Here is a 26,375-nt window from a genome sequence, read left to right as displayed (position 1 = left end):
GTTTATTCGTAGTGCAGCGCTTGGGTCGGACTCAGGCGCGCGGCGCGCCAGCCGGGGTAGAGTGAACACAGCAAGGATAGCAGATAGATCACACTTGCCGATAGCAGCGTCGCTTGTGTGAACACGGTCCAGTTCAGGCTTTCGCCAAACACATCGGTCAGCGGCAGCTGCACCAGCAGCACCATGGCGATCACGATGGCGCTGGTACTGAGCAGCATTTGCTCGGAGATGATCTGGCGGTAAATGCTGCCGGCATCGGCACCGAGCGCGCGCCGCAGGCCGATTTCCGGAATGCGCTGGGTGGTGTTTTGCCACAGCACGCCGAACAGGCCGAACGCCACCATCACCAGCAGGAAGGCGGCAATCACCGCCAGGATAATCAGTGGCACCAGCTGGGTGTTGAGCATGGACTTGCGCGCCTCGCTTTGCGGCGTGATGACGAAATTCCAGTCATTGCGGATCTGCTTGAGTTTGGCGTTGAGCCTGGTTTCAAAGATGCGCGGCGTGCCCGGCTTCAGCTTGAGCATGATGTTGTAGGCGGCATCCTTGCCGACGCCGGGGATGTAGCGCGGCAGCATGAAGTACACCGGGTCCATGAATTCGCCGTGCGAGCGGAACTGCGCCACCACGCCGGTGACGCGATAGCGCTGCTGCACGCGCTGCTCGCGCGGCGCCAGCACAAAGAGTTGGCCGATGGGATTTTTACCTGGGAAGAATTTATCGGCCAGGCGCTGGTTGATCACCACTGGTGCGGCGTCGGCGCCGTCGTCCAGTGTCGAGAAAACGCGGCCGGCGGCCGGCGTCACTTCCATCGTCTTGAAGTAGTCGTCGCTGACGCCCATGCCGTCGATGGTCAGCTCGTTGCTGCCGTCGGGCAGGGTGTATTCCTCGGTCCAGCGCGACATTTCATACGTCCCGAACGAGCTGAAGGCGACCGATTCCACTTCCGGTAAATCGAGCAGGCCGCGCTTCAGGCTGTCGAAGATGGCGGCGTCGTTGGGGATGTCGCCGGCCACGCGGATGCTGACTGACCACTGGTTTTTCCAGCTGTGGCCGGTCGGCATCTGGTACAGCTGCCAGTAGCGCAGGCCGAAGGCGGCAATGGCAAACACTACCAGGAAGGCCAGCAGGATCTCCAGACTGAGCATCATGTTGCGGGACTTGCGTTTCCAGATCAGTTTCAACAGATGGCGCAGCATTATGCATTTCCTTTCAAGGCGTGGACCGGCGCCAGCCGGGACATTTTCCAGGCCGGGATCACGCCCGACAGCACGCCGAACACCAGCGTAATCAACAGGCCGTAGCCGAACACGGCCAGGTTGAGATGAACCTGCAGGTAGGGAATCAGGCCCGAGCCTTCCAGCCACCACAGCGCCGCAGCCGCGCCCACCAGCCCGATCACGCCGCCTATCAGGCACAGCAGCACGTTTTCCAGCACCAACTGCGCCACCAACTGGCGGCTGGTAGCGCCGAAGGCTTTGCGCACGCCGATCTCGCTGCTGCGTTCCATGATGCGGCCGACGTTGAGGTTGACCAGGTTCAGCGCAGGCAGCGTCATGAACAAGATCATCAGCACGATGATGGCGGTCAGCAGCTTGGCGGCGCCGCCGTCTTCGGTCTGGTCACTGAGCAGGGTGCGCGCGAACAGGCTGAGTTTGGAGTCGCCCCACATTTTGGTGCGGTTGAAGTGAGTCGGATCGTCGTACTGCACGGTAGTGGCGGCTTGCATGATTTCTTTTTTCAGCGCTGGCAGCTCTTCCGGTGAGCGCGCCATCATGATGGCGCTGAAGCCGCCGAACAGCTTGCTCTTGTAATCGCTGGACGGCTGCGAGGTGAGCGGTGCCCAGATGTCGGAAAAGGCGTTGATGTGCATTTCGTCTTGCACCACGCCAATCACCGTGAAGATCTGGCCGTTGGCGCTGAACTTCTGGCCCAGCCAGGTCTGGCCGGGGAACAGCTTGCGCGCGGTGGACTGGTTGAGCACGGCCACCATGCGGCCTTGCGCGACATCCTCGGCGTTGTAGAGGCGTCCTTGCAGCACGGTGAAGTCGAGGATTTTCCAGTACTCGGCATCGGTGTGGCGCATCAGCAGGTCGCTGACCTGCTCCTGCTGGTAGACCGAGACCGACATCGGGAAGCTGGCCGCCGACACCAGTTCGGCATGCTTGAGCGGTTTCAGGTATTGGTCAATCAGCTTGTAGCCCAGCGTGCCGGTGCGGCGGCCGGGCTTGTCGGTATGGGTAGACTCGATCATGATCATTTGCAGGTAGCGCTCGCTTTTGCCTTCCACACCGGTCGGGTAGAAGGTGTTTTGCAGCAGCGCCGTCACCACCATCAGCACCACCAGCGTCAACACGATGCACAGCAGGTTGATCGCGGTGAACAGCTTGCGGCGCATGAAGACTTTCCATGCCGTCAGCAGATAATTTCTAAACATGCGAACCCCTTACGCGACCAGCTGGCCATCAAACACGCGCACGATGCGGGTGGCTTGTTTGGCCTCTTGCTCGTTGTGCGTGACCATCACGATGGTGGTGCCTTCGCTGTGCAGCTGGAGCAGGATGTCCATCACTTCCTGGCCCATTTTGCTGTCGAGATTGCCGGTAGGTTCATCGGCCAGCAGCACTTGCGGCTGGCCGACGATGGCGCGCGCAATCGCCACGCGTTGCTGCTGGCCGCCGGACAGCTGGTTCGGGTAGTGGTCCATGCGCGCGCCGAGGCCGACTTTTTCCAGCGCCTCGCGCGCCAGCCGCTGGCGCTTCTTGGTCGAGATATTGCGGTACAACAGCGGCAGCTCAACATTGTCGATCACGCGCAGGTCGTTGATCAGGTGGAAGCTCTGGAAAATGAAGCCGAAGGTGTTGTTGCGCAGCTTGGCCACGTACTTGTCCTTGTACGATGCCACCGGCGTGCCTGCCACGTGAATGGCGCCACTGCCGGGTTCATCGAGCAGGCCGATCAGGTTGAGCAGGGTGCTCTTGCCGCAGCCGCTGGGGCCCATGATGCTGACGAATTCGGATTTCTCCACGTGCAGGTCGATGTCTTTCAGGGCCAGCGTTTCGACTTTGTCGGTCTGGTAGGTTTTGCTGACTTTGTTCAGGCGGATCATGAAGTTCTCCTTTTATTGCGCTACGCGGACGCTGTCGCGGTCCTTGTAGCGGCTGGTGTCTGAAATGATGAGCTGGTCGCCGGCGCGCGCACCGGACAGGATTTCGACGGCCTTGCCATCGCTGGCGCCGATGTTGAGCGTGGTCTTGCGGGCGACGCCGTCGCGCACCACGAAGATATCCTGCGGACCGCGGCCATTGAAGGCGGGACCGTTGTCGGCCAGCAGGGCGTTCTGTTTTTGCTCGGTGATGATGTTGACCTCCACGCGCAGCTTGTTGCGCAGGATGTTGTGGTGCGGCTCGGCCAGCGTGACCAGCAGCTTGACCGTGCCGTTCTGGATTTCCGGCAGCACGGTCTGCACCGTGCCGTTGAGCTTGACATTGCCTTGCTCGACCAGCACTTTCTGCCCGGCGTTGAGCGCGCGTGCGTGGAAGTCGGACAGTGAAGCTTCCACCTTGTAGTTGTTGAGCTCCGAGACTTTGGCCACCAGCTGGCCGGTGTTGACACTGGCGCCTTCATCGGCCAACAGCCAGGTCAGCATGCCGGCGAACGGCGCGCGCACCTGCGTTTGCGCCAGCAGTTGCTGCTGTTCCTGCAGCTGCTTTTGCAAGATGCTTTTCTGCAGCCGCGCACCTTCGATATTGCTGCTGGTGACGCGCTTGCTGTCTTCGATTTGCTCGCGGTGCTGGCGCAGCAGAATCTCGGTGCGCTGGACGTTGAGTTCAGCGGTCAGCAAATCTTCGGCCGAGACGCCGCCGGCCTTGCGCAAGGTCTGATAGCGGCCGAGCTTGACGCGGGTGGCTTGCAGGTCCAGCTCCAGCAGCTCGATGGCGCTGGTGAGCTGCTTGCGTTTCTGGTCCATCTCCAGCGTCAGCGCGAGGATGCGGTTTTCCTGCTGCGCCAGTTGGTCGCGCAGCGATTCGATAGCCAGCTGGATAGTGCGGTGGTCGAGCTCCAGCAGCAGCTCGCCTTCCTGCACCTGCTGGCCCAGCTTGGCATACACCTTGGCCACGCGCGTCTGGACCGGGCTCGACACCATCTCCTCATGCACCGGAATGACGACGCCAGCCGCATTGATGGTATTGGCGATATTGCCGACCCGGATCGTGGCAATGCTAACGCCGCCGGCATCCACGCTGGGACTGACAGCACGATTGATGGCCCACGCCGTCAGGCTGAGCGTAGCGAGCAGGGCGGCGACCACCAGCGCAGTCTTGCGCTGGCGCCGGGCGATGAGGTGAGGGCTGATTTGCGTATCCATGCCCCTCCTATCGCAAGCCCCGTGCCACACCTTTGATAAAAGGAAAAAACAAGATAAATCAACGGCTTAAGCTCAACCAGCTGAATTGGGACTGCTTCCCCGGCTGCCCGTCATCGCTCACCACCGTCCGAAAACGGACACCCTCGCTGAAAGGCTAGATCATGGAGACGCTACAGTTTCTTGCATGGCTCGTCGTGCACATCGCGGTGCCCATCTTCGCGCCCATCGTCATGCTGCCCCTATTGGCGATAGGTCGAACATTCCGGTCTTCAGCCAATGACGTGGTCTACAACGCTGTCAAGAACGGTCAACTGCTGTGGGCCGGGATTGCGATGAGTGGAGGGGCCTGTTACGAGATAGGCGTATATTTGGAACACGCCTCCGCGCTTGGCAGAGCCTACGCCTGGATCGGTTTGGCGGGGCTCACTATTTGATTACAGTTAATTAAAGGAGGCTCGATTGTGATCAAGCTGCTCGATGCTTTTTTTGAATACGTAGCGGTCCGCAAACAGCGCGAGCGTGTTATGACGTGGATCGGCGTTACGTCGATTATTATTGCCACAAGCTACGTCATTGCCGTTGTTGCGTATGTCAACTTACGCTAGCGCAGGCGTTTGGTCATGCTGGTGTAGCTGAAGTATTTGCCGTCGATGTGGAACATGTTCGGGATTTCGCCGGTCTGGCGGTAGCCGCAGCTTTGGTAAAGATGGATCGCCGGCGCGTTCACCGACAGCACTTGCAGGTCGACCCACTGCACGCCGGCCAGCAGCACCCACTGCTCGGCATGCGCGATCAACTGCTTGCCCAGTCCTTGGCCGCGATGCTTGCGGTCTACCCCCATACCCAGCAGGCAGCGATGGCCGGTGTAGCGCTCCGGATGCCCGCGTAAATCGATGTGGCCGGCGATGCTGTCATCATCTTCTCGCATCACCCACGCCCGCCGCCAGCCGGGCTGGCCGACCTCAATCTGCATGCCGCTGATGAACGCCTCGGCCTTCTCAACTGGAAAGCGCGACTCGGTGCGCGGTAGCGGCTGGAAGTAGGCCGTGTCGCTGTGGCCATTGTCCGATAAATGGTCGTTGAGGTAGTCGAGGAAGCCTGCAAAGCCGGCGAGGCTGAGTTTTTCGATCTTCATATTTCAGTGTGGGAATTTTCCAACGATTGATTTATACCAATGTGTTAGGGTGATGTCCATTGTGCATCATGAAGTGGAGTCAGTATGCCTCGTGTATGGAGTACCTTATTGCTGCTGAGCCTGCCGCTGCTGGCCCACGCCGGCGATGAAAAAGACCAGATCGCCACCGACCGTCCGGATTTCGTCGAATCGAGCAATGTGGTCGGCGAAGGGCGCTTTCAGATCGAAACCAGCGTCGCGCTGGAGCGCAACAAGGCCAACGGCGTCAGGGAGCGCACTTATTCCACGCCGACCTTGCTGCGCTTCGGCCTCAGCGACACACTAGAAGCCCGCATCGAAACCGATGGCCGCATGCGCCTGGTGACCGACGACCTGGCCAGCGGTGCGCGCACCAGCGAGAGCGGTTACGCCGACGTTTCGCTCGGCGTGAAATGGCATATGGCCGATGAACAAGGCCTGCGGCCGTCGATGGGCGTGCTGGCCCATCTGGACCTCGACACCGGTTCCGGCTCCTTCCGCGCGCCCGGCAAGGGCGGCTCGCTGCGACTGGCGGCCGAGTGGGAGCTACCCAATGATTTCGGCCTCGGCATCATGCCCGGCGTGGCCTGGCAGCGCAACGACAATGGCGAGCGCTACACCAGCGGCATCTTCGGTATCGTACTGGGCAAGGACTTGAACGAACGTAGCCGGATTTTCGTCGAATACTCGGCGCCGCAGATTGCGCGCGGCCGCAACGGCGGATCGCTGTCTACCTTCGACTTCGGCGGCTCGTATCTGCTGACCGACCTGGTGCAGGTCGACACTGCCGTCTCGCGCGGGCTGAACAAGAACACGCCGGACTGGAGCTGGACGGTAGGCCTATCCATCAAATTCTAAACAGGGGACGCCATGCGGCTCACGATCAAGCAGCGCTTGTTGTTGATGAACCTGGCGACACTGTTGTTCGTCAGCCTGGTGGGACTGGTGGGGTATTACGCGGTACACGTGCTGGACATGTCGATGGATGCGATCAGCACCAACAGCGCGGCCATGAAGGACCAGCTGCAAGCCGACCAGGCCCACGACGCGCTGCGCGCCGACGTGTTGGCCGCGCGGCTGGCAGCCGAGAAAAACGATCCGGCCGAAGTGAAGGAAGTGCGGCAGGATAGTGCCGAGCACATCGCGCTGTTTCGCAAGCTGATCAAAGAAATGGATGCGGCCAGCACCGATGCCGAAGTGCGGCAGGCGATGGACAAGGTGCGGCCGGACGTGGATCGCTACCTGAAGAGCGCGGAAGAAATGGTCGAGCTGTCGCTGACCAATCCTACCGCCGCGCAGGCCAAGTTCCCGGCCTTCATGGAAAGCTTCCGCGTGCTGGAAAAAAGCATGGCCGCGCTCAGCGACCTGATCGAACACAACTCGCAGGCGACCAAGGAAGTGGGCGATGAGGCGGTGGTCAAGTCACGCATCCACATCATCGGCTTTGGGTTGCTGGCGGTGGTGGTGTCGCTGGTGGTGGGGCAGATGATTTCGCGCTCCATCCTGCGGCCGCTGGAAGAAGCGGTGGACTTCGCTTCGCGGGTGGCGCAGGGCGACTTGTCGGTACAGATGGCAGTGGCTGGCGACGACGCCACCGAAACCGGCCAGCTCAAGCGCGCCTTGCGGGATATGAACGGCAGCTTGCACGGCATCGTCAGCCAAGTGCGTAGCGGCGCCGATGCGATCGCGCTGGCTTCGGGCGAAATCGCGACCGGCAACCTGGACCTGTCTGCCCGCACCGAGTCGCAAGCCAGTTCACTGGAAGAGACGGCGTCCTCGATGGAGGAAATGACGTCGGCGGTGCGGCAGAACTCCAGCAACGCGGGCGAAGCCAACCAGCTGGTGACGTCGGCGGCACAAGTGGCTACGCGCGGTGGTGCGGTGATGGCGCAAGTGGTGCAGACCATGGGCGGCATTAACAGCTCATCGCAGAAAATTGTCGACATCATTTCGGTGATTGAAGGGATCGCGTTCCAGACCAATATTCTGGCGCTGAATGCGGCAGTGGAAGCTGCGCGCGCGGGTGAACAGGGGCGCGGCTTTGCGGTGGTTGCATCGGAAGTGCGGGTGCTGGCGCAGCGCGCCGATGCGGCGGCTAAGGAGGTGCGGCAGCTGATCGAAGCGTCGGCGGCGCAAGTAGGCGAGGGCAGTGCGCTGGTCGGCCAGGCCGGCGGCACGATGGACGAAATCGTCTCCAGCATCCAGCGAGTGACGGCGATTGTAGGCGAGATCGCGGCAGCCAGCCGCGAGCAGGAGATGGGTATCGACCAGGTGAACCAAGCCATCAGCACCATCGACAGCGCGACGCAGCAGAATGCTGCCTTAGTTGAGGAAGCCGCTGCCGCCGCCGGCGCCCTGCAAGAACAGGCCGCGCGGCTGGCGGAAGCCGTCAAAGTTTTCCGGCTGGCGTAACTCCGGGGTCAGGTCCTCCATTTCTACACGGCCTCAGCCTTAGCTCGCACTACGGCTGAGGCCGTGTAGAAATGGAGGACCTGACCCCGGAGTTGTTTTTTAGGCGGCGAGGGCGTTGCGGCGTGGGGCTACCAGCGACAGCGGCGTTTTCTTGCGTTGGCCGCTCAGGCCGGCTGGGCTCGACGCGTGTTGTGCCTGGTCTGAGGCCAGCTTGAATACGCCCACCAGCTGTACCAGATGATTGGCCTGGTCTTGCTGCGCTTCCGCCGCTGCGGCCGCTTCTTCGACCAGCGCCGCGTTCTGCTGGGTTACGGTGTCCATCTCGGTAATCGCGTGGTTGATTTGCTCGATGCCCGCTTCTTGTTCGTGGTTGGCAGTGCTGATCTCGCTCATGATGGCGGTGACCGATTGCACGGCCGCCACAATACGCTCCATCGTCGCGCCAGCTTCGCCCACCAGCTGCGTGCCGGCGCCGACTTTGCCAACCGAGTCATCGATCAGTTTCTTGATTTCCTTGGCCGCTTCCGCCGAACGCTGCGCCAGCACCCGTACTTCCGACGCCACTACCGCAAAGCCGCGGCCCTGCTCGCCGGCACGCGCCGCTTCCACTGCCGCATTCAAGGCCAGGATGTTGGTCTGGAATGCGATGCCATCGATCACGCTGATGATGTCGACGATCTTCTTGGCCGATTCGTTGATCGCACCCATGGTCTGCACCACGTCGGCCACCACCGTGCCACCCTGGACCGCAATCTCGGACGCATTCTGTGCCAGCGTGTTGGCCTGGCGCGTATTCTCGGTGTTTTGCTTGACGGTTGCGGTCAACTCTTCCATCGACGACGCGGTCTCTTCCAGCGAGCCGGCTTGCTGCTCGGTGCGCGAGGACAGGTCCATATTGCCGGAGGCGATTTCCGTTGCCGCCGTCACGATGGAGTCGGCGCCGCTGCGCACTTGTCCAACGATGTCGGCCAGGCTGTCGCGCATGACCTGGATCGCAAACAGCAGGCTGCGCTGGTCGCCGCTGCGCAGGATAATCGGCACTGCCAGGTCGCCGCCGGCGATCTGGCGCGCGATGGCGGCCACATCATTCGGCTCGCCGCCCAGCTGGGCCAGCAATTGGCGCGAAATCATCCATGCCATCGCCGCGCCCAATGCCAGCGACAGCAAGCCCAGCGTGATCGCCAGGTTGCGCGATTGCACATAGGTGTCTTCGGCCTCGGCGCGGGCGCGCTCCATGCTTTCGTTCTGGTGTGCGATCAGGGCGTCGATGGCGTCCATGTAGGCCAGTTGCAGGCCGCGCATTTTGCCCAGCATTTCCGCAACGGCGCCGTCGATATCGCCCTCGCGGCGCAAGCGCAGCACTTCGTCCAGCGATTCATTGAACGGCTTGCGCGCGGCTTGCACGGCGTCGAACAGGGCCCGGCCCTGAGTCGAGCGCACCATTTCGTCCAGCTTCTTCATGGCAACGTCGTTTTCCTGGCGCTTTTCCATGACCGTGGCCATTTCCTTGGCCGCCTTGGCTTCGTCGCGTATCAGCAGGGCGTTGCGCAGCGAGCGCGCAATCTTGTTGTTGTGATTCATGATCTTCTGCGCCTGCAGCACTTTGGGATACGTTTCATGGACGATGCCGTCGGTATTCGCCGCCAGTTTGGCCTGGCTGTAGATGCTCAGGGCGATGGTGATGGCCAGCACCACAAGGACCGCGCCAAAACCCAGCCCCAGCCGGGTACCTACCTTGAGGTTGTTGAGTTTCATTTGAATATTCCGTTTGTCGAGGTTGACTCGCGTCCCGTGGGGAACGTTGGCGGGAATAAGGCCAGTGAGGAAAGATGTGACCGCAGGAATTGGGCGATCGATAGCTTGCAGGATTGTCACCAATATACACAGCCAATTCCCGTGTGGCAATTAAATTAAAACGAGATGCAGTTGTTCAACCACATTCGTGTCACGTGGGATCGATTCCATTACACTTGGCATTATGTTCACTTTTGCCCTGGAAATGGTGGAGACCCATGACGACAAATAATTCCCGGCTGGACGTGATCGATGCGCTGCGTGGCTTTGCCATTGCCTCGATCATGCTGTTGCACAACATCGAGCACTTTGATTTCTATTTCCTGCCCGCCGGCCTGCCGGATGGGCTGAAGGCGGTCGACAAGGTGATCTGGAATAGCTTGTTCTTCTTGTTCGGCGGCAAGTCCTACCTGATTTTTGCCTTGTTGTTTGGCATGACTTTCTACATCCAGTATCACAACCGGGAACGGCGCGGCGAAGATTTTCGCGCCCGTTTTGCCTGGCGACTGGTGCTGCTGCTGGGCTTTGGCTTGATCAATTCGATGTTTTATCACGGCGATATCCTCAGCATCTACGCGGTGCTGGGATTGGCGCTGATACCAGTGGCGCGTTTGAGTAATCGCTGGGTGCTGGCGATTGCGGTGGTGTTATTGCTGCAGCCGTACGCATGGATTGAGTTTATCCAGGCTTTGCCGAATCCGAATCAAAAACTGGGTGATCCAGCATCGTGGGCTTATTTCGGTATTGCGAATGACTATTTTGCCCACGGTTCGGCGGCGCAGGTTTGGTGGGGGAATCTCACCAACGGTAAAATGGGCGTGATTCGCTGGAGCTGGGAAAATGGCCGGATATTCCAGATTCCCGCTTTGTTTATGCTCGGTATGCTGGCTGGCCGCAAAGGTGTATTCAAGGAGGATAGTCAGGCCTTCTGGCTGAAGGTTTTATTGATTGCCAGCTTGGTATTTATTCCACTGTATTTGCTGAAAACATGGCCGGAAGCGTGGAGCGTCGGGCAAGCGGTCCAGCGGCCATTATTGCTGATCGTTACTTCGTGGTCGAATATGGCGTTTATGCTGGTGCTGGTCGCTACTTTCTGCCTGCTGTTTTATTCGCAGCGCTGGCTGGCGATATTCTCGCCGCTGGGGCGCATGAGTTTAACCAGCTATGTGGTGCAATCCATCGTCGGCACCTCGATTTATTATGGCTTTGGACTCGGCATGTATAAATACACGGGCGCCAGTTTTGCTATGGCGATCGGTATCGTGCTGGCGCTGCTGCAACGTCAGTTCAGCGTGTGGTGGCTGGCCCGGCACTCGCAGGGACCGCTGGAAACCGTGTGGCACAGAATGACGTGGATCGGCAGCGGCACCTTGGTTCAAGCTAAAAATTAGCACGTATGCACCAAGAATCAGCTTGCTTCCTCGTCGTCCGGAGCAGCCCAGATAATGCGGCCGTGGCCGGCTTCATTCAGACGGATAATTAGCGCATCGGCAGTGCTATCGGGCAGGCTGAATTCAAATTGAACATGGTCGGTATGCTGCACATTATCCAGTGCAGCGCCGGCCATTTCTATTTCTCGTCGCACTAGGCCTTCCATGGCATACGGTGCGCTGCAAATCAGGAGGCGCTGTTTGATAATCGCGATTTTTTCGGTTTTTAATAATGCCTGAGCCACGCTGTCGGTATAAGCGCGAACTAAACCGCCGGCGCCCAATTTAACTCCGCCAAAATAACGTACGACGGTCGCCAATACGCCTTCCAGATCCTGGTGGCGTAAAACATCGAGCATGGGACGGCCTGCGGTGCCGCTTGGTTCGCCATCATCGACAGCGGCAGATTGGCCACCTGCTAATAACGACCAGCAAACATGCGCTGCGCCCGGATGCTGAGCTTTTAATTCAGCGACGATTTTCTGCGCGGCGGCGCGGTCTGTCATCGGTTGGACGCAGGCGATAAAACGGCTTTTTTTAATCAGCAATTCGTGGTGAACTGCGGTGAGGATGGTTTGGGGCATAGGGGGCGTATGGTGCCAGAATTTAAAGGCGAAGACGAGGGCGCGGTATAATCCCGGCGGTATCCCCACTGAGTATAACGCCATGACCCATCCTTCCCCAGCCTCTCAAATTGCAGCGCTCGACGGCGATCCGGGAGAGGATGACGAACTGCTGCGCCAGCTCGGTCTGGCCCAGCAGGGCGTCGCGCTGTCCCGGCTCGAAGGCCGGGTGTTCCTGCGCATTACCGGCGTGGTCGAGTACGCCGGCCGGCGCGTGCCGTACGATCTGGTGCCGACGCAAGGTGTGCTGGCCAAGCCATCCAAATGGCGCAAGATGGATGCCGACACCCGCTCGGCCTTGCTGCGCGAGCGCGCCAGCGACGAGGTAATTGCCGAGTTGCAAGCCGCAACGGCCGCCTTCGTGCAAGAACTGGCCGATGCCTGCGACGACTGCGATATGGACGCTGAGCCTTTCCTGCAGGCACTGACTGGCATGCAGATTTCCGAGCCGGCCGGACTGGTGTTCGACCGCATCCGGCAACGCCTGGAGCACGCCGTTGAGCGCGACATGGAGGAGCAGCACGCCGAACGCACCCGCCAGAGCATCAATCTGGCCGAATACCCGGCCTCGTTCGAGGTGGCGCGCCGCATCAAGCGCAAATTCATCGCCGTGCTGGGGCCGACCAATTCCGGCAAGACTCACCAGGCGATGGAAGCGCTGGGCAAGGCGCCGAGCGGCGTCTACCTCGCGCCGCTGCGTCTGCTGGCGCTGGAAAACTACGAGCGTTTGCAGGAAATGCAGCAGCATGGCAAGCCGCTGAAGGTCAGCCTGGTCACCGGCGAAGAGCGCCGACTGGTGCCGGGCGCCACCCATGTGGCCAGCACGGTGGAAATGCTGGATACGCAAACCCCGGTTGACGTCGCCGTTATCGATGAAATCCAGATGCTGTCCGACCGCGATCGCGGCGCCGCCTGGACCGCCGCCGTGTGCGGCGCGCCGGCCAAGGTGGTGTATCTGGTCGGCGCCCCGGAAGCGCGGCGCGCAATTGAAGTGCTGGCCGAGCGGCTGGAATGCGAACTGGAAGTGCACCTGCTCAAGCGCAAGGGCCCGCTGTCGATGGAGCCCACCGCCGTGCGCAAGCTCAGCAACCTACGCCACGGCGACGCCGTGATCTGCTTCTCGCGCCGCGAAGTGCTGATGTGGCGCGACATGGTGACCGAGGCCGGCCTGTCGGTGGCCACGGTGTACGGCAACCTGTCGCCGGAAGTGCGGCGCGCGCAAGCCCAGCGGTTCCGCGACGGTGCGGCCGACGTGGTGGTAGGCACCGACGCCATCGCCATGGGCCTGAACATGCCGATCGCGCGGGTGGTGATGACCACCAGCGTCAAGTACAACGGTTACGAAGAGGAAGAGATTCCGTCCGCGCTGGCGCGCCAGATCGCCGGCCGGGCAGGGCGCTTCGGCGTGCACGAGGAAGGCCTGGTAGCCGGCTACGACAACGAGACCCACAACGTGATGCGCTCGCTGCTGCGCGAAAAACCGGTGCCGCTGAAGACCACCGGCTTCGCGGTGGCGCCGACGCTGGAGCATTTGCACCGCATCTCCTCGGTCACGCATGAGCATGCGCTGGCCAAGCTGCTCAAACGCTTCGTCCATAACATCGACGTGCCGGACGGCTTCTTCTATCCGCGCATCACCGAGGACCAGTTCGAACGCGCGGCCTGGCTCGATACGCTGGAGCTGACGGTGGCGGAAAAATTCGCGCTGTCACTGGTGCCGATCTCGGCCAAGGTGCCGGCGCTGCAAAACGCCTGGGAGAACTGGGCCAAGTCGCTGGCGCACAAGAAAATTACTCACCTCAAACCGGCCGACAACCCACTGCACTATATGAACCTGCAGCAGGTGGAAGATGCTTGCCGCCTGTATTCGGCCTACGCCTGGCTGGCCTACCGCCAGCCCGAGTACTTCCCGGACACCGAACTGGCGCTGCGCCTGTCGCGCGAAGCGTCGGAGCGCGTGGACGCCATCCTGCAAGACCAGAACTCCGCCGCCCGCAAACGCCAGCCGCGCAAATTCCGGCGCTAAAAACAAAAAAGCCACCCGAAGGTGGCTTTTTTGTTGAATCTTGGTAGGCCGTGCGGGATTCGAACCTGCGACCAACGGATTAAAAGTCCGCTGCTCTACCAGCTGAGCTAACGACCCAAGGGCCAGAATTGTAATCGCCGTCGGCAGAAAGTTCAAGGGGATGAGCGTGGAAATTTGGTCAAAATGTTCATGCGCGCGCCACTAACGGGACAACCTCGGCTATCATATCGCCCTGTCGCTAAAAATAACGATTTGGTGGCGGAAAATTGCATAGCAAGGAATGTTGATGAAAGTAGTTGCGGGTGCGACGCATGGTGCGGGTAAACCGGCCTCGTCGCAATTTGGTCTGATTAATCTGTTGAAAGCGGGCGCGGCCCAGCTGATCGTATTGCACCATCTGGCCTTCTATGGTCCGATGTCCGATCACGCACGCGCCTTGCTGCCGTCGCTGGTCGATTGGTTGAGCAACAGTGCGCGCATTGCCGTCCAGGTATTCCTGGTCATCGGCGGCTTTCTTGCGGCCAAATCACTGGCGCCGTCCGGTCATGCCGGCTATGCCTATCCGCTGGGCGCCATCTGGCGCCGCTACGCCAAGCTGGCGCCGGCCTTCCTGGCCGCCACCCTGATCGCCAGTGTCGCTTCCGCGCTGGCGGCACGCTGGATGAGCCACGATTCGATTTCCGCGCCGGCCACGTTGGCGCAACTGGGCGCGCATGCGCTGCTGCTGCATGGCGTGCTGGGTTATCCGTCGGTGTCGGCCGGCGCGTGGTACGTGGCGATTGACTTCCAGCTGTATGCACTGATGGTGCTGGCCTTGTGGGTGGGCGGCATTGTCGAGGGCAAGCGTCCGCTGTCGTGGCTGATGCCGCTGGCGGCGGCGTTTGGCATCACGCTGTCGCTGCTGTACTTCAACCTGGATGCCGACTGGGATAACTGGGCGCCGTATTTCTTCGGCAGCTACGGCATGGGTGTGATGGCGTGGTGGGCCAGCGATCCGCGCCGCAAGACCGGTTTCGCGGTGCTGTTAATGATGATGGCCTTGCTGCCGGCAGTGGCTGGCCTGGCGCTGGAATTCCGCAGCCGCATCGCGCTGGCGGCGGTGGTGGCGTCGCTGCTATTCCTGTTCGGCCGCGTCAAGACTACCTCCGACGGCCGTGCGTGGACCGTGATCAATAGCCTGGGCAAGATTTCCTACTCGGTATTCCTGATTCACTTCCCGGTGTGCTTGCTGGTGAACGCGGTCTTTACGCGCTTTGTGCAGCCCGAGCCAGAAGTGCAGGCCTTCGGCATGCTGGTGGCGTGGGGCTTCAGCCTGGCCGCCGGCGCGCTGTTCCATCGCTGGGTGGAGGCGCCGCTGGGACGCCTGATCCAGACCATCACCGAGCAGGTGGCGGTACGCGACGTCCACATCCCACGACCGCTGCCCGCCCGTATCGGCGGGGTTACGCTGCGCTGATCTGATCAGCGGGTTTTTTTCTTCTGTTCCTGGCGCTGCTGTTGCTTGCGCTGAGTCTCATTCTTGTTTTGCTTGGCCGTGTACAGCGCGGTGGCTTCGATCTTGGCTTGTTCGACGGAGCGCAATTCTTCCTTGTCATCGTGGGTGACGAAATAATCGTTGGCTTGTGCATCGACCACCAGCTTGATCGCGGCCTCATCGGAGAGGTCGTACATTTCGGTGAGCAGGGTGGTGATTTCGTCGAGGAATTCTTCGTAAGTCATGGCGGCGATTCAGATGATTTTTTTGTAGGGCGTGGATTTTACCACGCTAGCAGATCTGCCATGATACAGGGGGATTTGTGTCAATTTCGCACAAACTGCTTAAGATTTTTGTGAGGACGTCATAAATTTAAATATTCTAATGCTAATATGTGTTTTCTTTTTACCATTAAAATTAATAAAGGGGAATCACATGCGTCTGACAAATTTACTGATTGGTGCCGCCATCCTGAGTGCGAGCGCGATGGCTCACGCGGACAACATTATTGCATCCGGCAGCGGCTTGAGCGGTGTATATACGACCGAGCACTTTGACTCCGCACTGTCGGAAGGCGCTGCGGCTGGTAGTAACTTCGCTGGTGTGACCTTCGGCGATGGTAACTTTGTCACTGGTTATTATGCTGGTACGTACCCGAATATGAATGGTACGGTTGTTGCCAACTTCTACCCTTGCTGCACCACGCCGACGACGCTGACCTTCTCCTCCAACCTGTCTGGCGCGGCGTTCAACTTCGTCAGCAATCCGGGCGAGTCGACTTTCACCGCCTACCTCGGGGCCACCGCAGTAGCGAGCTTTACCTCCGCGACCGGCTATGGTGGTGAGTTCTATGGTTTCCAGAACATCGTCTTCAACAGCATCAAGATTGAATCGGGTGGCAGCAACAACGCCTACATCCTCGACAACCTGCAAACCGCCGCAGTGCCGGAGCCAGAAACTTACGCCATGCTGCTGGGTGGCTTGGGCCTGCTGTCCCTGATCCGCCGCCGCGCCAAAAAAGCCTGAGGCACGCAAGCAAAACAAAAAAGCCACCCGAGGGTGGCTTTTTTGATGAATCTTGGTAGGCCGTGCGGGATTCGAACCTGCGACCAACGGATTAAAAGTCCGCTGCTCTACCAGCTGAGCTAACGACCCTTAGGTATCAAACCTAGGAACTTTCGGATGGTAGGCCGTGCGGGATTCGAACCTGCGACCAACGGATTAAAAGTCCGCTGCTCTACCAGCTGAGCTAACGACCCCCGAAAGAAGCGAGATTATAGGGGAGGTCAGCTCAACTGTCAAATACCCTGCGGTAATTATTTGCCTCCCAGGCGTTCCTTGGCAGTAGCTGCCGCCGGCGAATCCGGATACTGCTTGATCAAGTCTTGCAGTGTCTTTTTGGCAGCCTTGTCTTTCAGCTCAGTCTGGCAGCTGGCGATGTTCAGCATGGCGTCCGGCGCTTTCGGGCTGTCGCCGTAGTTCTTCAGCACCACCAGCTGGGCGGCGATGGCGCTCTTGCAGTCGCGCTGCGCGTAGTAGGCGTTGCCCAGCCAGTACTGCGCGTTGGAGGCGTAGCTGGAGCCTGGATAACGCGCCACGAAGTCGCCCAGCGCGCTGCCGGCTGCCTTGTAGTCGCCGGCTTTGAATAGCTGCATGGCCGCCTCGTAATTGCGCTGCTCGCTAGGATCGACTTGCGAAGCCTTGCCATCGATGACCACTTCACGCGGCTCCAGCTTGCGGATGCGGGCGTCGAGGTCGACGTAGAAATCCTTCTGGCGCTTTTGCGTGTTGGCGATGTCGTTGGCCAGCACTTCGATCTGGCCACGCAGCTTGGCGATTTCCTGCAGCAGGTTTTCGTTCTGGGTCACCAGGTCGAGCGTGCTGGATTTGTCGGACTTGGTGTCGATGCGGCCATTCAGTTCGGTGCGCATGGCTTCCACCTTGGCGCGCAGGTCGAGCAGGGCGCGGCGCGCCTCGTCGTCGTCGAACAGGCCGGCGTGGGCTTGCAGCGGCAGCCAGACGGTCGCGGCCAGCAGGGCGGCGCTCAGGCCGGATTTGGAGAATTTCATCATGTCAGGCGCTTTCTACACAAATCTAAAAAAAGAAACGGGACAGGGCGCGGATATCTCCGCGCGCCGCCCCGTATTATGCCTGTGACCCGGCAAAAAGGTAGTGCTTTTGATTACTTGTAGACGATGTCAGCACGACGGTTTTGCGACCATGCTTCTTCGTTCGAACCGGTGGCTTTTGGTTTTTCTTTGCCCAGCGAGACGGCTTCGATTTGCGACTCAGGCACGCCCAGGGTGCTCATGGCTTTGCGCACGGCTTCAGCACGTTTCTGGCCCAGTGCCAGGTTGTATTCAGCGCCGCCGCGTTCGTCGGTGTTACCTTGCACCAGGATCGAGCGGGCTTTGTTCTTCACCAGGTAGGCCGAGTGGTTTTCTACCACCGATTTGCCATCGGCGCGGACCACGTAGCTGTCGAAGTCGAAGTAGACGCTACGTTGTGCCAGCACGCCTTTGGGATCGTCCAGTGGATCCAGCGATTTGGTTTCAACTGGCGCGACGGTGCGGGTGTCGACTGGTGGCGGCACCGCTTTTTCAACTTTGCGCTCTTCGACTGGTGGCGCTTCTGCCACTTTGACTGGGGTCGAGCAAGCCGACAGGATGGCGGCGGTGGTAACGATGAAAGCTAAGCTGCTGAGTTTACGCATAATGATTCTCCTAGTAGTGACACGAAATTACTGCATGAACGGGCCCCAGGTGGGCTCCTTGATGTTGCCCGCCTGAGTGGTCAGGCGTTGTTTTACACGTCCATCCACCGAGACCACGGCCAGCGATTTGCGGCCGCCGGCGCGGGTGGCGTACATGATGTATTTGCCGTTAGGGGCGAAACTTGGCGACTCATCGTCGGTGGTGTCGGACAGGCGCTGCTCCTGGCCGCTAGCCAGGTCCAGCACGAACAGCTGGAAGTTGCCGTCGCGGCGCGAGATGTAGGCCAGCGTCTTGCCGTCCGCCGAGATGCGCGGGCTAATGTTGTAGCTGCCGCCGAAGGTGACGCGTTTGGCGTCGCTGCCATCCGGGTTCATGCGGTAGATTTGCGGGCCGCCGCTGCGGTCGCTGGTGAAGTAGATGCTGCTGCCGTCAGCCGACCATTGCGGTTCGGTGTCGATGCCGCTGCTGCTGGTAGCGCGCTGCAGATTGCTGCCGTCAGCGTTGACGGTGTAGATCTGGGTGTTGCCCGACTTCGACAGCGCTACCGCCAGCTTGTTGCCACTCGGCGCCCACGATGGGGCCGAGTTGCTGCCTTTTTCGTTGGCCACCACGGTGCGCGCGCGGGTGATCAGGTTCTGCACGTAGACCACTGGCTTCTTCTGTTCAAACGAGACGTAGGCGACCTTGGTGCCGTCCGGCGACCACGATGGCGAAATGATCGGTTCGTTCGAGCGCAGCGCCAGCTGCTCGTTTTCGCCATCGGCGTCGGCGATCATCAGCTGGTAGTTGCGGCCTTCCTGCTTGACGTAGGAGATGCGGGTCGAAAACGCGCCCTTGATGCCGGTCAGCTTGAAGAACACATCGTCGGCGATCAGGTGGGCCGACAGGCGGGTGAACTGGGCGGTGACGGCCTTGTCCAGGTTGGAGATCTTGGCTTGCTGATTGGTGTCCAGCAGCTTGTAGCGCACGTCGTAGCGGCCATCGGCGAGGGCATCAACGGTGCCGACTACCAGCGCATTGGCGCCCTTGGCTTTCCAGCTGCCGTAGTCGATGTTGTTGACGTCGCTGACCACGCCGGCGTCGATGATCTTGAAAGCGCCGCTGCGCTCAAGGTCAGCCTTGATGATCTCGGAGATCTTTTGCGGCGAAACGCTTTCGTTCGCAAAGCCTGCCACGGCGATCGGAATCTGGTTGTTGCCGACGCCGGAAATTTCGATCCGCATCTGCGCCTGGGCGACGCCCATGGTGGCAGCGATCGCCAAGCCGGTGTAGAAGATCACTTGGTTTAATTTTTTCATGGTGTGCATCAGTGCATGTCCTTCATATTGAAATCGGCGGTAATGTCACGCTCTACCGTACCATCTTTTTTCTTGGGTAGTGGAGACGATGCGTTGATCGCGCTTTCGATGGCGCGGTCGTAGGCGTCTGTCCCACTGCCTTTTACTTTGCGAACGCCAATAATCTCGCCGGACGGCAGTTGAGTGATGGAATAGGTCGCCGACAGCGAGTTATCCCAGTTACCCGACATATTGCCCCTGATCTTGGCGATCACCGCCGCCCGGTAGCCGCCATCCACCCGGCCGCCGGTCGATTGCGCGGCGGTGCCGGTGCTGCCTTTGGCGGCGGCGCCGGTGATGCGGCTCATCTCGGCGGCGAAGGCTTTTTCCTTGGCGGCTTTCTCGGCTTTTTCCTTGGCCAGTTTTTCGGTAGCGGCTTTTTTCTTGTCTTTCTCGGCCAGCGCTTTTTCTTTCGCTTCCTGTTCTGCCTTCTCTTCCTTGGCTTGTTGCTCGGCCTTTTTCTTGGCTTCCAGCTTGGCCAGTTTATCGTCGGCTTCTTTTTTCAGGCGTGCTTGTTCCAGCTTTTCAGCTTTCTCTTCTTCCTGCTTTTTCTTCTTGATGCGTTGCAGGGCGATTTCAGGATCTTCACGCGGCACCGGCGGCGCTTCCACCACCGGTGCTGGCGGTGGTTTGACGGCTTCCGGTTCAGGCTCTGGCTGCGGGGCAGGTTCAGGCGTCGGCGTCGGCGCGGCCTGTTCCACCTTCATGTCCCAGATTTCGGCCTGCACTTCAACCGGTTCATTGTTTTGCCAGCTGACGCCTATCCACAGGAACATCAACAACACGGCATGCATGACCACAGACAGCGTGATCGAACGCCAGTTGTCGTGTTGTCGCGGAACCTTGTATGGGCCGCCAGCGGTTGCGGGTGTCATGTTCTGCATTTACTTGGTGGACAGGCCCACGCGGGTGATGCCCAGTTTCTTCGCTTCCGAGATCAGCTGGATCACGTCGTCGTACTTGCTTTCCTTGTCGCCGGCGATCAGCACCGGATAGTCGGGATGCGCCTCGTGGATGGTGCGCAGCTTGCGTACCAGCGCGTCCCGATTCGGCGAGGTTTCCGGCGCATCTTCATCCTTGCCTTTGACACCGATCGACAGCGCGCCGTTCGGTTTCAGCACGATCTGCACGTAGTCGCTCGGCGGCTTGGTGGATTTTTCTGCGCGCGGCAGGTCCACCACGCTCGGGTCATTCGCCGATGGCATTACCATGAAAATAATCAGCAGCACCAGCATCACGTCGATGTAAGGCACGACGTTGATTTCGGACTTCAGCTTGCGGGTCCGGCCACCGCGCATGCCGCTGGAGAAAGAGGAGGCCATAATCTATCGCCCTCGATTAACGCGACTGGCGTTGCAGGATGTTGGAGAACTCTTCAACGAAGCTCTCAAAACGGATCGCCAGGCGGTCCACGTCGTACGAGAAACGGTTGTAAGCCACGAACGCAGGAATCGCCGCGAACAGGCCGATGGCGGTCGCGATCAGCGCTTCAGCAATGCCGGGCGCCACCGCAGCCAGCGTTGCTTGCTGCACGTTGGCCAGGCCGCGGAAGGCGTTCATGATGCCCCACACGGTACCCAGCAGGCCGATGTACGGCGACACCGAACCAACCGAGGCCAGGAAGGCCAGGTGCGATTCCAGCGCATCCATCTCGCGCTGGAAGGCAGCGCGCATGGCGCGGCGTGCGCTGTCCAGCACGGCGCCGGCGTCCAGGTTGTCGCGGTTGGCGGCAAAGGCGGCTTTCGATTTGATGAACTCACCCATGCCGGCCTCGAAGATGCGGGCCAGCGGGCCGCTGTTGGCGCGGTCCTTGCCGGCGTTCTGGTACAGCGCGTGCAGGTTGCCGCCGGCCCAGAAGGTCTTTTCAAATTCCACCGTCAGGCGGCGCGCCGATTTGATGGCGAACAGCTTGCTGAAAATGTAGGTCCAGCTGGTCAGCGAAATGACGAACAGCAGCGCCATGATCAGCTGTACGATCAGGTGCGCGTTGGTGATGAGGGACAGGAAAGAAAGGTCTTGGGTGACGTTCATTGTTTATCAGTCTTTGGTGGTGTGACGCATTTTGTCGGCGACGATCGCAGGAACGGCGCGCGGACGCAGGGCAGAATCGACGCAGCCAACTTTGACCCGCGCCGTATTCAGCAATGTTTCGCCGCGCCAGGCCTCCTGATGGAACACGATGGAGGCGCGGCCGATTTTTTCGATACTAACCGTTAATTTTAATTCATCATCGAGCTTTGCGGGCGCATGATAGTCAGCGCTCACGCTTTTGACGACGAACATGGCGTCATGCTCGGCCAGCAAGTCGTGCTGGTTGACGTGGAGGGCGCGCAGCCACTCGGTGCGGGCGCGCTCGAAGAATTTGAGGTAATTTGCGTAATAGACGATACCGCCGGCGTCGGTGTCCTCGTAATAGACCCGGACGTTCCAGATAAAATCTGCAGACATGTTGTTTTGACTACCAATGTGATTGAGCAACATTCTACGCGATATTGTTGTGTTGGTACCCGGCGATAGTAAAGCGATTTCCCGGGCGTTTGCCAAGGATTGTAACAATGGCTTACGAATTCAGGGCCTCCCGTTAGAAAGGGAGGCCCGGCCCGGTTACAGCGCGCGTTTGACGTTGAGCGCGCCGTAACCCTGGCAGGTCGGCATCATGTCGATGCGGTTGATGTTGACGTGCGCAGGGAGGGTGGCGATCCAGTAGGCGGTGTTGGCGATGTCCTCGGCCGTCAGCGGGGTGGTGCCTTCGTAGACCTTGGCCGCTGCGGCGTCATCCTTCAGGCGCACGTTGGAGAACTCGGTGCCGCCGCACAGGCCTGGCGCCAGGTTGGTGGTGCGCACGCCGGTGCCGGCCAAATCCGCCCGCAGGTTTTGCGTGAACTGGTTGACGAAGGCCTTGGTGGCGCCGTACACGTTGCCGCCCGGATAAGCCGTCGAACCAGCAATCGAACCGATGTTAATGATGGTGCCGCGATTGCGTTCGACCATGCCCGGCAGGATGGCGCGGGTCATGGCCACCAGGCCGCTGACGTTGGTGGCGATCATGGTGTCCCAGTCTTCCAGCGATGAGGTGTGGGCCGGGGTCACGCCCAGCGCCAGGCCGGCGTTATTCACCAGCACATCGATGTCGCGCCATTCTGGCGGCAGGCCGTCCAGCGCCGCCTTGATCGACTCGCGGTCGGTGACGTCCAGCACGATAGGGCGCACAGCACCGCCCAGCTCGGCCGACAGCGCCTGCAGGCGATCTTCGCGGCGGCCGCTGATCAGGACTTTGTGGCCGTTGCTGGCAAAGATGCGCGCCATCGCGGCGCCGAAGCCGGCCGTCGCGCCGGTGATGAAGACGATCATGATCGATCCTTGTAAGTGGGTGGGAAGTGCCCAAAATTGTATCCGTAAATTCCCTTATAGGTTAAATTGCCAATAATGCAATACCTTTTCTTGCTCAAATCTGGCGCATCAAATACAATCTGGCTTCCATTACGTCTCACGTAACTGGCGAAAAGCTGGAAAGATTTCTAAAAATGCACCACAATAGTGCGTTTTTGATCAGTCAGCGAAAGGTGGGCATCCACCGGGAAACGTGAGATTTCAACAGCCGTTCGCCTGGGCAGCCCTCGATGGAAAGCACGAAGAGGCTGCCGGTCCGCTATGGCTTCTCTCTTTCGATCCAACTGCCAGAAACAAAGTTACTCATTCGATTGGAGTTTTTTCATGTTCGCAAAAGATCACACCCTCGCCAGCGTAGACCCAGAACTGTTCGGCGCAATTCAAAACGAAAACACCCGCCAGCACGATCACATTGAACTGATCGCGTCGGAGAACTACACCTCGCCAGCCGTCATGGAAGCGCAAGGTTCGCAACTGACCAACAAATACGCCGAAGGCTACCCAGGCAAGCGCTACTACGGTGGCTGCGAGTACGTCGACGTGGTTGAGCAACTGGCCATGGACCGCGTTAAGAAACTGTTCGGCGCCGAAGCTGCCAACGTACAGCCTAACTCGGGCTCGCAAGCCAACCAGGGCGTATTCTTCGCCGTGCTGAAACCAGGCGACACCATCATGGGCATGTCGCTGGCAGAAGGCGGCCACCTGACCCACGGCATGCCACTGAATATGTCGGGCAAATGGTTCAACGTGGTGTCCTACGGCCTGACCGCTGCGGAAGACATCGATTACGACGCCATGGAAGCACTGGCCAAGGAACACAGGCCTAAGCTGATCATCGCCGGCGCCTCGGCCTTCTCGAAAAAAATCGACTTCGAGCGTTTCGCTGCGGTCGCCAAAGCGGTGGGCGCGTACTTCATGGTCGACATGGCGCACTACGCTGGCCTGATCGCTGCTGGCCTGTATCCTAACCCAGTGCCGCACGCTGACTTCGTCACCTCGACCACCCACAAATCGCTGCGCGGTCCACGCGGCGGCATCATCCTGATGAAGGCTGAACACGAGAAAGCCATCAACTCGGCCATCTTCCCTGGTATCCAGGGCGGCCCGCTGATGCACGTGATCGCTGGCAAAGCCGTGGCTTTCCAGGAAGCGCTGCAGCCTGCGTTCAAAGAGTACCAGCAGCAAGTGGTGAAGAACGCCGACGTGCTGGCCAAGACCCTGATCAAGCGCGGCCTGCGCATCGTATCGGGCGGCACTGAGTCGCACGTGATGCTGGTGGACCTGCGTCCGAAGAATCTGACCGGTAAGGAAGCGGAAGCGATCCTGGGTTCGGCGCACATCACCACCAACAAAAACGGCATTCCTAACGATCCACAGAAGCCATTCGTGACGTCGGGCGTTCGTCTGGGCTCGCCAGCGATGACCACCCGCGGCTTCAAGGAAGCGGAAGCGGAACAAGTCGGCAACCTGATCGCTGACGTGCTGGATAACCCGCACGACGCAGCCACCATCGAGCGCGTCAAGGCGGCGGTGAAGGTTCTGGCTGACAAGTTCCCTGTCTACGCCAAGTAATACCCCGTCGTCCCCGCGTAGGCGGGGATCCATACTGAGCATGCGTTCTATGGGTCCCCGCTTTCGCGAGGACGACGCTAACTAAAGCGCCACTATGAAATGTCCGTTCTGCCAGCATGAAGACACCCAGGTCCTCGATACGCGTGTATCGGAGGAAGGGGACTCCATTCGCCGGCGCCGGCGCTGCGGGAAATGTGATAAACGATTTACCACGTATGAGCGCATCGAACTGGTGATGCCGTATGTGGTCAAGAAGAATGGTAGCCGCACCGAGTACAGCTCGGCCAAGCTGCGCGGTAGTCTGGAGCTGGCGTTGCGCAAGCGTCCGGTGGCTGCGCCTGCGGTCGATGCCGCCATTGCTACGATTGAAGAAAAGCTGCTGACCAGCGGTCAGCGCGAAGTGGACACCGGCTACATCGGCGAGCTGGTAATGCAGGAACTGAAGCGCCTCGATAACGTGGCGTACATCCGCTTTGCATCGGTCTACAAAAACTTTGAAGATCTGGCCGAGTTCCAGAACGCCATTGCCGAAGTCGGCCAGGAGCGCAAGGCTCCGCGCAAGAGCTAGCGTATTGCTGGCGCACTTTTGATACACCTCATACTCTCTGCTTTAGCCGCTGCTACCTTTTAACGCAGTCTCCCCGACTTGCGGAGGTGTGCCATGCGCGCACGCGGCTTTACCTTGCTGGAAACTCTGATTGCGGTAGTGGTGCTCGCTTTGGGCATCATCGGCGGCGTGGCCTTGCAGATGGCGGCGCTGCGGGCGCGGCATCAGGCCCTGTTGTTGTCGCAGGCGACGCAGATGGCGACTGCGCTGGTTGAGCGCATGCGTGCCAATCCGGCGCAGGCCGCGCTCTATCTCACCCTCAATTACGATGCCTATGCGGAGCCGCTGCCATCCGCGCCTGCTGTCTTCTGTCACGGCGATGCGTGCGCCAGCGCGGCGCTGGCGTGGGCCGATATGTATGAGTCCAAGCAGCAGGTGCGGCAAATCCTGCCTGCTGGCCGCGTCTTGATTTGCCGCGATGCAGGCTTGTGGAGCGGCGGCCAATTGCGCTGGGCTTGCATGGGCGACGCTGCTGCGCCTTTGGTGGTCAAGGTCGGCTGGCGCGGCAAGAATCCAGATGGCACGCCGGTCGTGGATGAGACAGGCGAATACGCGCCCGGCGTGGCACTGGCGGTCGGAGCTACGCCATGAAGCCCGCGCGCGGCAATGTAAACGGCAGTGGCTGGGGCCTGGTCGAATTCCTGATCGCCATTGCGCTGGGCCTGTTACTTACCTTGCTTGCCAGCGGCCTGCTGATCGCCACCGCCAGCAATTATCGCAATCACACCGACAACGCGTGGCTGGCAGATGGCGGCCGCTATGCCTTGCAGACGATGGCGCAAGCGATACGGCAAGGCGCATACATCAACTGGGATGGCGACCTCGCACCGCCCGAGCTCGATCCGGATGCGCCTGCCGTTGATGGCCGCGACGCTGCCAGCATCAGCCGCAGCAGCGACGGCATCAGCAAGCCACTGCCGCCAGTGGCGAATGGCAGTGATGTGCTGGCCTTGCGCTTCAGCGGCTCCGGCGCAGGCGCGAGTGGCGATGGCTCCAGCGTCAACTGCGCAGGCTTTGGCGTGGCGGGCGCGTCGCAAGGCTGGAGCATTTTCTACGTCGCGGAAGACGCAAGCGGCGAGGCAGAACTGCGCTGCAAGTACCGCAGCGCCTCCGGCTGGGGCGCGGACGCCATCGTGCGCGGCGTGGACTCGTTTCAAGTGCTGTACGGCGTTGATACCGATACGCCGGTGGATGGCGTGCCCAACACCTATCTCAACGCGACCGCCGTGCAGGCCATGGCTGGTTGGAGGCGCGTGTGCAGCATCAAGCTGGCCTTGCTGCTGCACGGCGAGCGCAACACCCGCAGCGACACGGTGAATACGCGTTACGACTTGTTCGGCCCGGCGTACTCCGATGCGCATGGGGAGGACATTGGCGTGCGCGTGGTGGAGGGCAGCTTGCCGGCATCGCAGCGGCTGCGCGCGCGGCGGCTGTTCAGCGTGACCGTGGCGCTGCGCAACCGGGATGGCTGAAT

At 60.2% G+C, this 26,375-nt stretch carries 27 protein-coding genes, 3 tRNA genes and 1 riboswitch; of the genes, 11 read left to right on the top strand and 19 right to left on the bottom strand.

The window, feature by feature from the left end:
* Window positions 1-2 precede the first annotated feature (2 nt).
* From GTP46_RS26445 to GTP46_RS26430, 4 genes are read right to left on the bottom strand one after another with little or no spacing between them, the layout of a single operon-like run.
* Window positions 3-1,199 (bottom strand): ABC transporter permease, encoded by a 1,197-nt coding sequence (locus GTP46_RS26445; RefSeq protein ID WP_161009619.1) that lies wholly within the window; start codon window positions 1,197-1,199, stop codon window positions 3-5.
* Window positions 1,199-2,437 carry an ABC transporter permease gene (locus GTP46_RS26440; protein WP_161009618.1) on the bottom strand — a complete coding sequence of 413 codons (1,239 nt, stop codon included), beginning with the start codon at window positions 2,435-2,437 and terminating at the stop codon, window positions 1,199-1,201. The genes GTP46_RS26445 and GTP46_RS26440 overlap by 1 nt, the downstream gene beginning before the upstream one ends.
* A gap of 9 nt (window positions 2,438-2,446) precedes the next feature.
* Entirely contained in the window at window positions 2,447-3,109 is a 663-nt protein-coding gene (locus tag GTP46_RS26435; RefSeq protein ID WP_161009617.1) for an ABC transporter ATP-binding protein, read from the bottom strand.
* 12 nt (window positions 3,110-3,121) lie between these two features.
* Window positions 3,122-4,369 carry an efflux RND transporter periplasmic adaptor subunit gene (locus GTP46_RS26430; protein WP_161009616.1) on the bottom strand — a complete coding sequence of 416 codons (1,248 nt, stop codon included), beginning with the start codon at window positions 4,367-4,369 and terminating at the stop codon, window positions 3,122-3,124.
* A gap of 161 nt (window positions 4,370-4,530) precedes the next feature.
* Between GTP46_RS26430 and GTP46_RS26425 the strand changes: the two genes are divergently transcribed.
* A complete protein-coding gene (locus tag GTP46_RS26425; protein ID WP_161009615.1) occupies window positions 4,531-4,803 on the top strand; it encodes a hypothetical protein in 273 nt (90 codons plus the stop codon).
* 167 nt (window positions 4,804-4,970) lie between these two features.
* Here GTP46_RS26425 and GTP46_RS26420 read toward each other — a convergent pair whose 3' ends face one another.
* A complete protein-coding gene (locus tag GTP46_RS26420) occupies window positions 4,971-5,504 on the bottom strand; it encodes a GNAT family N-acetyltransferase (protein ID WP_161009614.1) in 534 nt (177 codons plus the stop codon).
* Between the two features lie 84 nt (window positions 5,505-5,588).
* Here GTP46_RS26420 and GTP46_RS26415 point away from each other — a divergent pair, with 84 nt between their 5' ends.
* Window positions 5,589-6,380 carry a transporter gene (locus tag GTP46_RS26415; RefSeq protein ID WP_161009613.1) on the top strand — a complete coding sequence of 264 codons (792 nt, stop codon included), beginning with the start codon at window positions 5,589-5,591 and terminating at the stop codon, window positions 6,378-6,380.
* 12 nt (window positions 6,381-6,392) lie between these two features.
* On the top strand, window positions 6,393-7,934 hold the full coding sequence (locus GTP46_RS26410; protein WP_161009612.1) for a methyl-accepting chemotaxis protein: 1,542 nt from the start codon (window positions 6,393-6,395) through the stop codon (window positions 7,932-7,934).
* A gap of 99 nt (window positions 7,935-8,033) precedes the next feature.
* Here GTP46_RS26410 and GTP46_RS30230 read toward each other — a convergent pair whose 3' ends face one another.
* Entirely contained in the window at window positions 8,034-9,689 is a 1,656-nt protein-coding gene (locus GTP46_RS30230) for a methyl-accepting chemotaxis protein (RefSeq protein ID WP_161009611.1), read from the bottom strand.
* A gap of 233 nt (window positions 9,690-9,922) precedes the next feature.
* Between GTP46_RS30230 and GTP46_RS26400 the strand changes: the two genes are divergently transcribed.
* On the top strand, window positions 9,923-11,119 hold the full coding sequence (locus tag GTP46_RS26400) for a DUF418 domain-containing protein (RefSeq protein ID WP_229259107.1): 1,197 nt from the start codon (window positions 9,923-9,925) through the stop codon (window positions 11,117-11,119).
* A gap of 17 nt (window positions 11,120-11,136) precedes the next feature.
* On the opposite strand, the gene GTP46_RS26395 is transcribed toward GTP46_RS26400, so the two are convergent.
* Entirely contained in the window at window positions 11,137-11,742 is a 606-nt protein-coding gene (locus tag GTP46_RS26395; RefSeq protein ID WP_161009659.1) for an IMPACT family protein, read from the bottom strand.
* Window positions 11,743-11,824: 82 nt separating this feature from the next.
* Between GTP46_RS26395 and GTP46_RS26390 the strand changes: the two genes are divergently transcribed.
* Window positions 11,825-13,807, top strand: coding sequence for a helicase-related protein (locus GTP46_RS26390; protein ID WP_161009610.1), 1,983 nt, complete (start codon window positions 11,825-11,827; stop codon window positions 13,805-13,807).
* 41 nt (window positions 13,808-13,848) lie between these two features.
* On the opposite strand, the gene GTP46_RS26385 is transcribed toward GTP46_RS26390, so the two are convergent.
* Window positions 13,849-13,924: transfer RNA gene (locus GTP46_RS26385), tRNA-Lys, on the bottom strand.
* A 169-nt stretch (window positions 13,925-14,093) separates the two neighbouring features.
* Here GTP46_RS26385 and GTP46_RS26380 point away from each other — a divergent pair.
* Complete coding sequence (locus GTP46_RS26380; protein ID WP_161009609.1) at window positions 14,094-15,263, top strand: acyltransferase family protein; 1,170 nt, start codon at window positions 14,094-14,096, stop codon at window positions 15,261-15,263.
* A 5-nt stretch (window positions 15,264-15,268) separates the two neighbouring features.
* Here the strand turns inward: GTP46_RS26380 and GTP46_RS26375 are convergent, their stop codons facing one another.
* A complete protein-coding gene (locus GTP46_RS26375; RefSeq protein ID WP_161009608.1) occupies window positions 15,269-15,526 on the bottom strand; it encodes a hypothetical protein in 258 nt (85 codons plus the stop codon).
* 190 nt (window positions 15,527-15,716) lie between these two features.
* Here GTP46_RS26375 and GTP46_RS26370 point away from each other — a divergent pair, with 190 nt between their 5' ends.
* Window positions 15,717-16,307 carry a PEP-CTERM sorting domain-containing protein gene (locus tag GTP46_RS26370; protein WP_161009607.1) on the top strand — a complete coding sequence of 197 codons (591 nt, stop codon included), beginning with the start codon at window positions 15,717-15,719 and terminating at the stop codon, window positions 16,305-16,307.
* 53 nt (window positions 16,308-16,360) lie between these two features.
* On the opposite strand, the gene GTP46_RS26365 is transcribed toward GTP46_RS26370, so the two are convergent.
* The 10 genes from GTP46_RS26365 to GTP46_RS26320 all read right to left on the bottom strand — a co-directional run bounded on the left by GTP46_RS26365 (window position 16,361) and on the right by GTP46_RS26320 (window position 22,683).
* Window positions 16,361-16,436: transfer RNA gene (locus tag GTP46_RS26365), tRNA-Lys, on the bottom strand.
* Window positions 16,437-16,464: 28 nt separating this feature from the next.
* Window positions 16,465-16,540 (bottom strand) — tRNA-Lys (locus tag GTP46_RS26360).
* A gap of 57 nt (window positions 16,541-16,597) precedes the next feature.
* The gene (ybgF, locus tag GTP46_RS26355; protein WP_161009606.1) at window positions 16,598-17,353 is read right to left on the bottom strand and encodes a tol-pal system protein YbgF; all 756 of its coding nucleotides are present in this window, start codon (window positions 17,351-17,353) and stop codon (window positions 16,598-16,600) included.
* Window positions 17,354-17,463: 110 nt separating this feature from the next.
* On the bottom strand, window positions 17,464-17,994 hold the full coding sequence (pal, locus tag GTP46_RS26350) for a peptidoglycan-associated lipoprotein Pal (RefSeq protein WP_161009605.1): 531 nt from the start codon (window positions 17,992-17,994) through the stop codon (window positions 17,464-17,466).
* Window positions 17,995-18,021: 27 nt separating this feature from the next.
* On the bottom strand, window positions 18,022-19,302 hold the full coding sequence (gene tolB, locus GTP46_RS26345; protein ID WP_161009604.1) for a Tol-Pal system beta propeller repeat protein TolB: 1,281 nt from the start codon (window positions 19,300-19,302) through the stop codon (window positions 18,022-18,024).
* A complete protein-coding gene (tolA, locus tag GTP46_RS26340; protein WP_161009603.1) occupies window positions 19,302-20,207 on the bottom strand; it encodes a cell envelope integrity protein TolA in 906 nt (301 codons plus the stop codon). The genes tolB and tolA overlap by 1 nt, the downstream gene beginning before the upstream one ends.
* 9 nt (window positions 20,208-20,216) lie before the next feature.
* Entirely contained in the window at window positions 20,217-20,654 is a 438-nt protein-coding gene (locus GTP46_RS26335) for an ExbD/TolR family protein (protein WP_161009602.1), read from the bottom strand.
* A gap of 16 nt (window positions 20,655-20,670) precedes the next feature.
* Window positions 20,671-21,363 (bottom strand): protein TolQ, encoded by a 693-nt coding sequence (gene tolQ / locus GTP46_RS26330; protein WP_161009601.1) that lies wholly within the window; start codon window positions 21,361-21,363, stop codon window positions 20,671-20,673.
* Window positions 21,364-21,369: 6 nt separating this feature from the next.
* Window positions 21,370-21,780, bottom strand: a complete 411-nt coding sequence (ybgC, locus tag GTP46_RS26325) for a tol-pal system-associated acyl-CoA thioesterase (protein ID WP_161009600.1) — start codon at window positions 21,778-21,780, stop codon at window positions 21,370-21,372.
* Window positions 21,781-21,936: 156 nt separating this feature from the next.
* Window positions 21,937-22,683: an SDR family NAD(P)-dependent oxidoreductase gene (locus GTP46_RS26320; RefSeq protein WP_161009599.1), complete on the bottom strand. Its 747-nt coding sequence runs from the start codon at window positions 22,681-22,683 to the stop codon at window positions 21,937-21,939.
* A 130-nt stretch (window positions 22,684-22,813) separates the two neighbouring features.
* Window positions 22,814-22,951: riboswitch (ZMP/ZTP riboswitch) on the top strand.
* A gap of 95 nt (window positions 22,952-23,046) precedes the next feature.
* Here GTP46_RS26320 and glyA point away from each other — a divergent pair.
* The 4 genes from glyA to GTP46_RS26300 all read left to right on the top strand — a co-directional run bounded on the left by glyA (window position 23,047) and on the right by GTP46_RS26300 (window position 26,373).
* Entirely contained in the window at window positions 23,047-24,294 is a 1,248-nt protein-coding gene (gene glyA / locus GTP46_RS26315) for a serine hydroxymethyltransferase (protein WP_161009598.1), read from the top strand.
* 94 nt (window positions 24,295-24,388) lie between these two features.
* Window positions 24,389-24,862, top strand: coding sequence for a transcriptional regulator NrdR (gene nrdR / locus GTP46_RS26310; protein ID WP_161009597.1), 474 nt, complete (start codon window positions 24,389-24,391; stop codon window positions 24,860-24,862).
* Between the two features lie 93 nt (window positions 24,863-24,955).
* Window positions 24,956-25,492 (top strand): type IV pilus modification protein PilV, encoded by a 537-nt coding sequence (gene pilV, locus GTP46_RS26305; protein WP_161009596.1) that lies wholly within the window; start codon window positions 24,956-24,958, stop codon window positions 25,490-25,492.
* Window positions 25,489-26,373 (top strand): PilW family protein, encoded by an 885-nt coding sequence (locus GTP46_RS26300; protein ID WP_161009595.1) that lies wholly within the window; start codon window positions 25,489-25,491, stop codon window positions 26,371-26,373. Before pilV ends, GTP46_RS26300 begins: the two co-directional genes overlap by 4 nt.
* Window positions 26,374-26,375 lie beyond the last annotated feature (2 nt).

This window comes from Duganella flavida (assembly GCF_009857445.1).
Taxonomy (GTDB): Bacteria; Pseudomonadota; Gammaproteobacteria; order Burkholderiales; family Burkholderiaceae_D; genus Rugamonas; species Rugamonas flavida.
This window is presented reverse-complemented; position numbering and strand designations above follow the sequence as displayed.

Bases quoted from the DNA above. Each gene is read 5' to 3' on its own strand.
- GTP46_RS26430 (WP_161009616.1), bottom strand. From the start codon at position 4,369: ATGGATACGCAAATCAGCCCTCACCTCATCGCCCGGCGCCAGCGCAAG.
- GTP46_RS26320 (WP_161009599.1), bottom strand. From the start codon at position 22,683: ATGATCGTCTTCATCACCGGCGCGACGGCCGGCTTCGGCGCCGCGATG.
- GTP46_RS26420 (WP_161009614.1), bottom strand. From the start codon at position 5,504: ATGAAGATCGAAAAACTCAGCCTCGCCGGCTTTGCAGGCTTCCTCGAC.
- pilV (WP_161009596.1), top strand. From the start codon at position 24,956: ATGCGCGCACGCGGCTTTACCTTGCTGGAAACTCTGATTGCGGTAGTG.
- tolQ (WP_161009601.1), bottom strand. From the start codon at position 21,363: ATGAACGTCACCCAAGACCTTTCTTTCCTGTCCCTCATCACCAACGCG.
- ybgF (WP_161009606.1), bottom strand. From the start codon at position 17,353: ATGATGAAATTCTCCAAATCCGGCCTGAGCGCCGCCCTGCTGGCCGCG.
- GTP46_RS26380 (WP_161009609.1), top strand. From the start codon at position 14,094: ATGAAAGTAGTTGCGGGTGCGACGCATGGTGCGGGTAAACCGGCCTCG.
- nrdR (WP_161009597.1), top strand. From the start codon at position 24,389: ATGAAATGTCCGTTCTGCCAGCATGAAGACACCCAGGTCCTCGATACG.
- tolA (WP_161009603.1), bottom strand. From the start codon at position 20,207: ATGACACCCGCAACCGCTGGCGGCCCATACAAGGTTCCGCGACAACAC.
- ybgC (WP_161009600.1), bottom strand. From the start codon at position 21,780: ATGTCTGCAGATTTTATCTGGAACGTCCGGGTCTATTACGAGGACACC.
- GTP46_RS26415 (WP_161009613.1), top strand. From the start codon at position 5,589: ATGCCTCGTGTATGGAGTACCTTATTGCTGCTGAGCCTGCCGCTGCTG.
- GTP46_RS26445 (WP_161009619.1), bottom strand. From the start codon at position 1,199: ATGCTGCGCCATCTGTTGAAACTGATCTGGAAACGCAAGTCCCGCAAC.
- GTP46_RS26435 (WP_161009617.1), bottom strand. From the start codon at position 3,109: ATGATCCGCCTGAACAAAGTCAGCAAAACCTACCAGACCGACAAAGTC.
- GTP46_RS26390 (WP_161009610.1), top strand. From the start codon at position 11,825: ATGACCCATCCTTCCCCAGCCTCTCAAATTGCAGCGCTCGACGGCGAT.
- tolB (WP_161009604.1), bottom strand. From the start codon at position 19,302: ATGCACACCATGAAAAAATTAAACCAAGTGATCTTCTACACCGGCTTG.
- GTP46_RS26300 (WP_161009595.1), top strand. From the start codon at position 25,489: ATGAAGCCCGCGCGCGGCAATGTAAACGGCAGTGGCTGGGGCCTGGTC.
- GTP46_RS26410 (WP_161009612.1), top strand. From the start codon at position 6,393: ATGCGGCTCACGATCAAGCAGCGCTTGTTGTTGATGAACCTGGCGACA.
- GTP46_RS26425 (WP_161009615.1), top strand. From the start codon at position 4,531: ATGGAGACGCTACAGTTTCTTGCATGGCTCGTCGTGCACATCGCGGTG.
- GTP46_RS26395 (WP_161009659.1), bottom strand. From the start codon at position 11,742: ATGCCCCAAACCATCCTCACCGCAGTTCACCACGAATTGCTGATTAAA.
- GTP46_RS30230 (WP_161009611.1), bottom strand. From the start codon at position 9,689: ATGAAACTCAACAACCTCAAGGTAGGTACCCGGCTGGGGCTGGGTTTT.
- pal (WP_161009605.1), bottom strand. From the start codon at position 17,994: ATGCGTAAACTCAGCAGCTTAGCTTTCATCGTTACCACCGCCGCCATC.
- glyA (WP_161009598.1), top strand. From the start codon at position 23,047: ATGTTCGCAAAAGATCACACCCTCGCCAGCGTAGACCCAGAACTGTTC.
- GTP46_RS26370 (WP_161009607.1), top strand. From the start codon at position 15,717: ATGCGTCTGACAAATTTACTGATTGGTGCCGCCATCCTGAGTGCGAGC.
- GTP46_RS26440 (WP_161009618.1), bottom strand. From the start codon at position 2,437: ATGTTTAGAAATTATCTGCTGACGGCATGGAAAGTCTTCATGCGCCGC.
- GTP46_RS26375 (WP_161009608.1), bottom strand. From the start codon at position 15,526: ATGACTTACGAAGAATTCCTCGACGAAATCACCACCCTGCTCACCGAA.
- GTP46_RS26335 (WP_161009602.1), bottom strand. From the start codon at position 20,654: ATGGCCTCCTCTTTCTCCAGCGGCATGCGCGGTGGCCGGACCCGCAAG.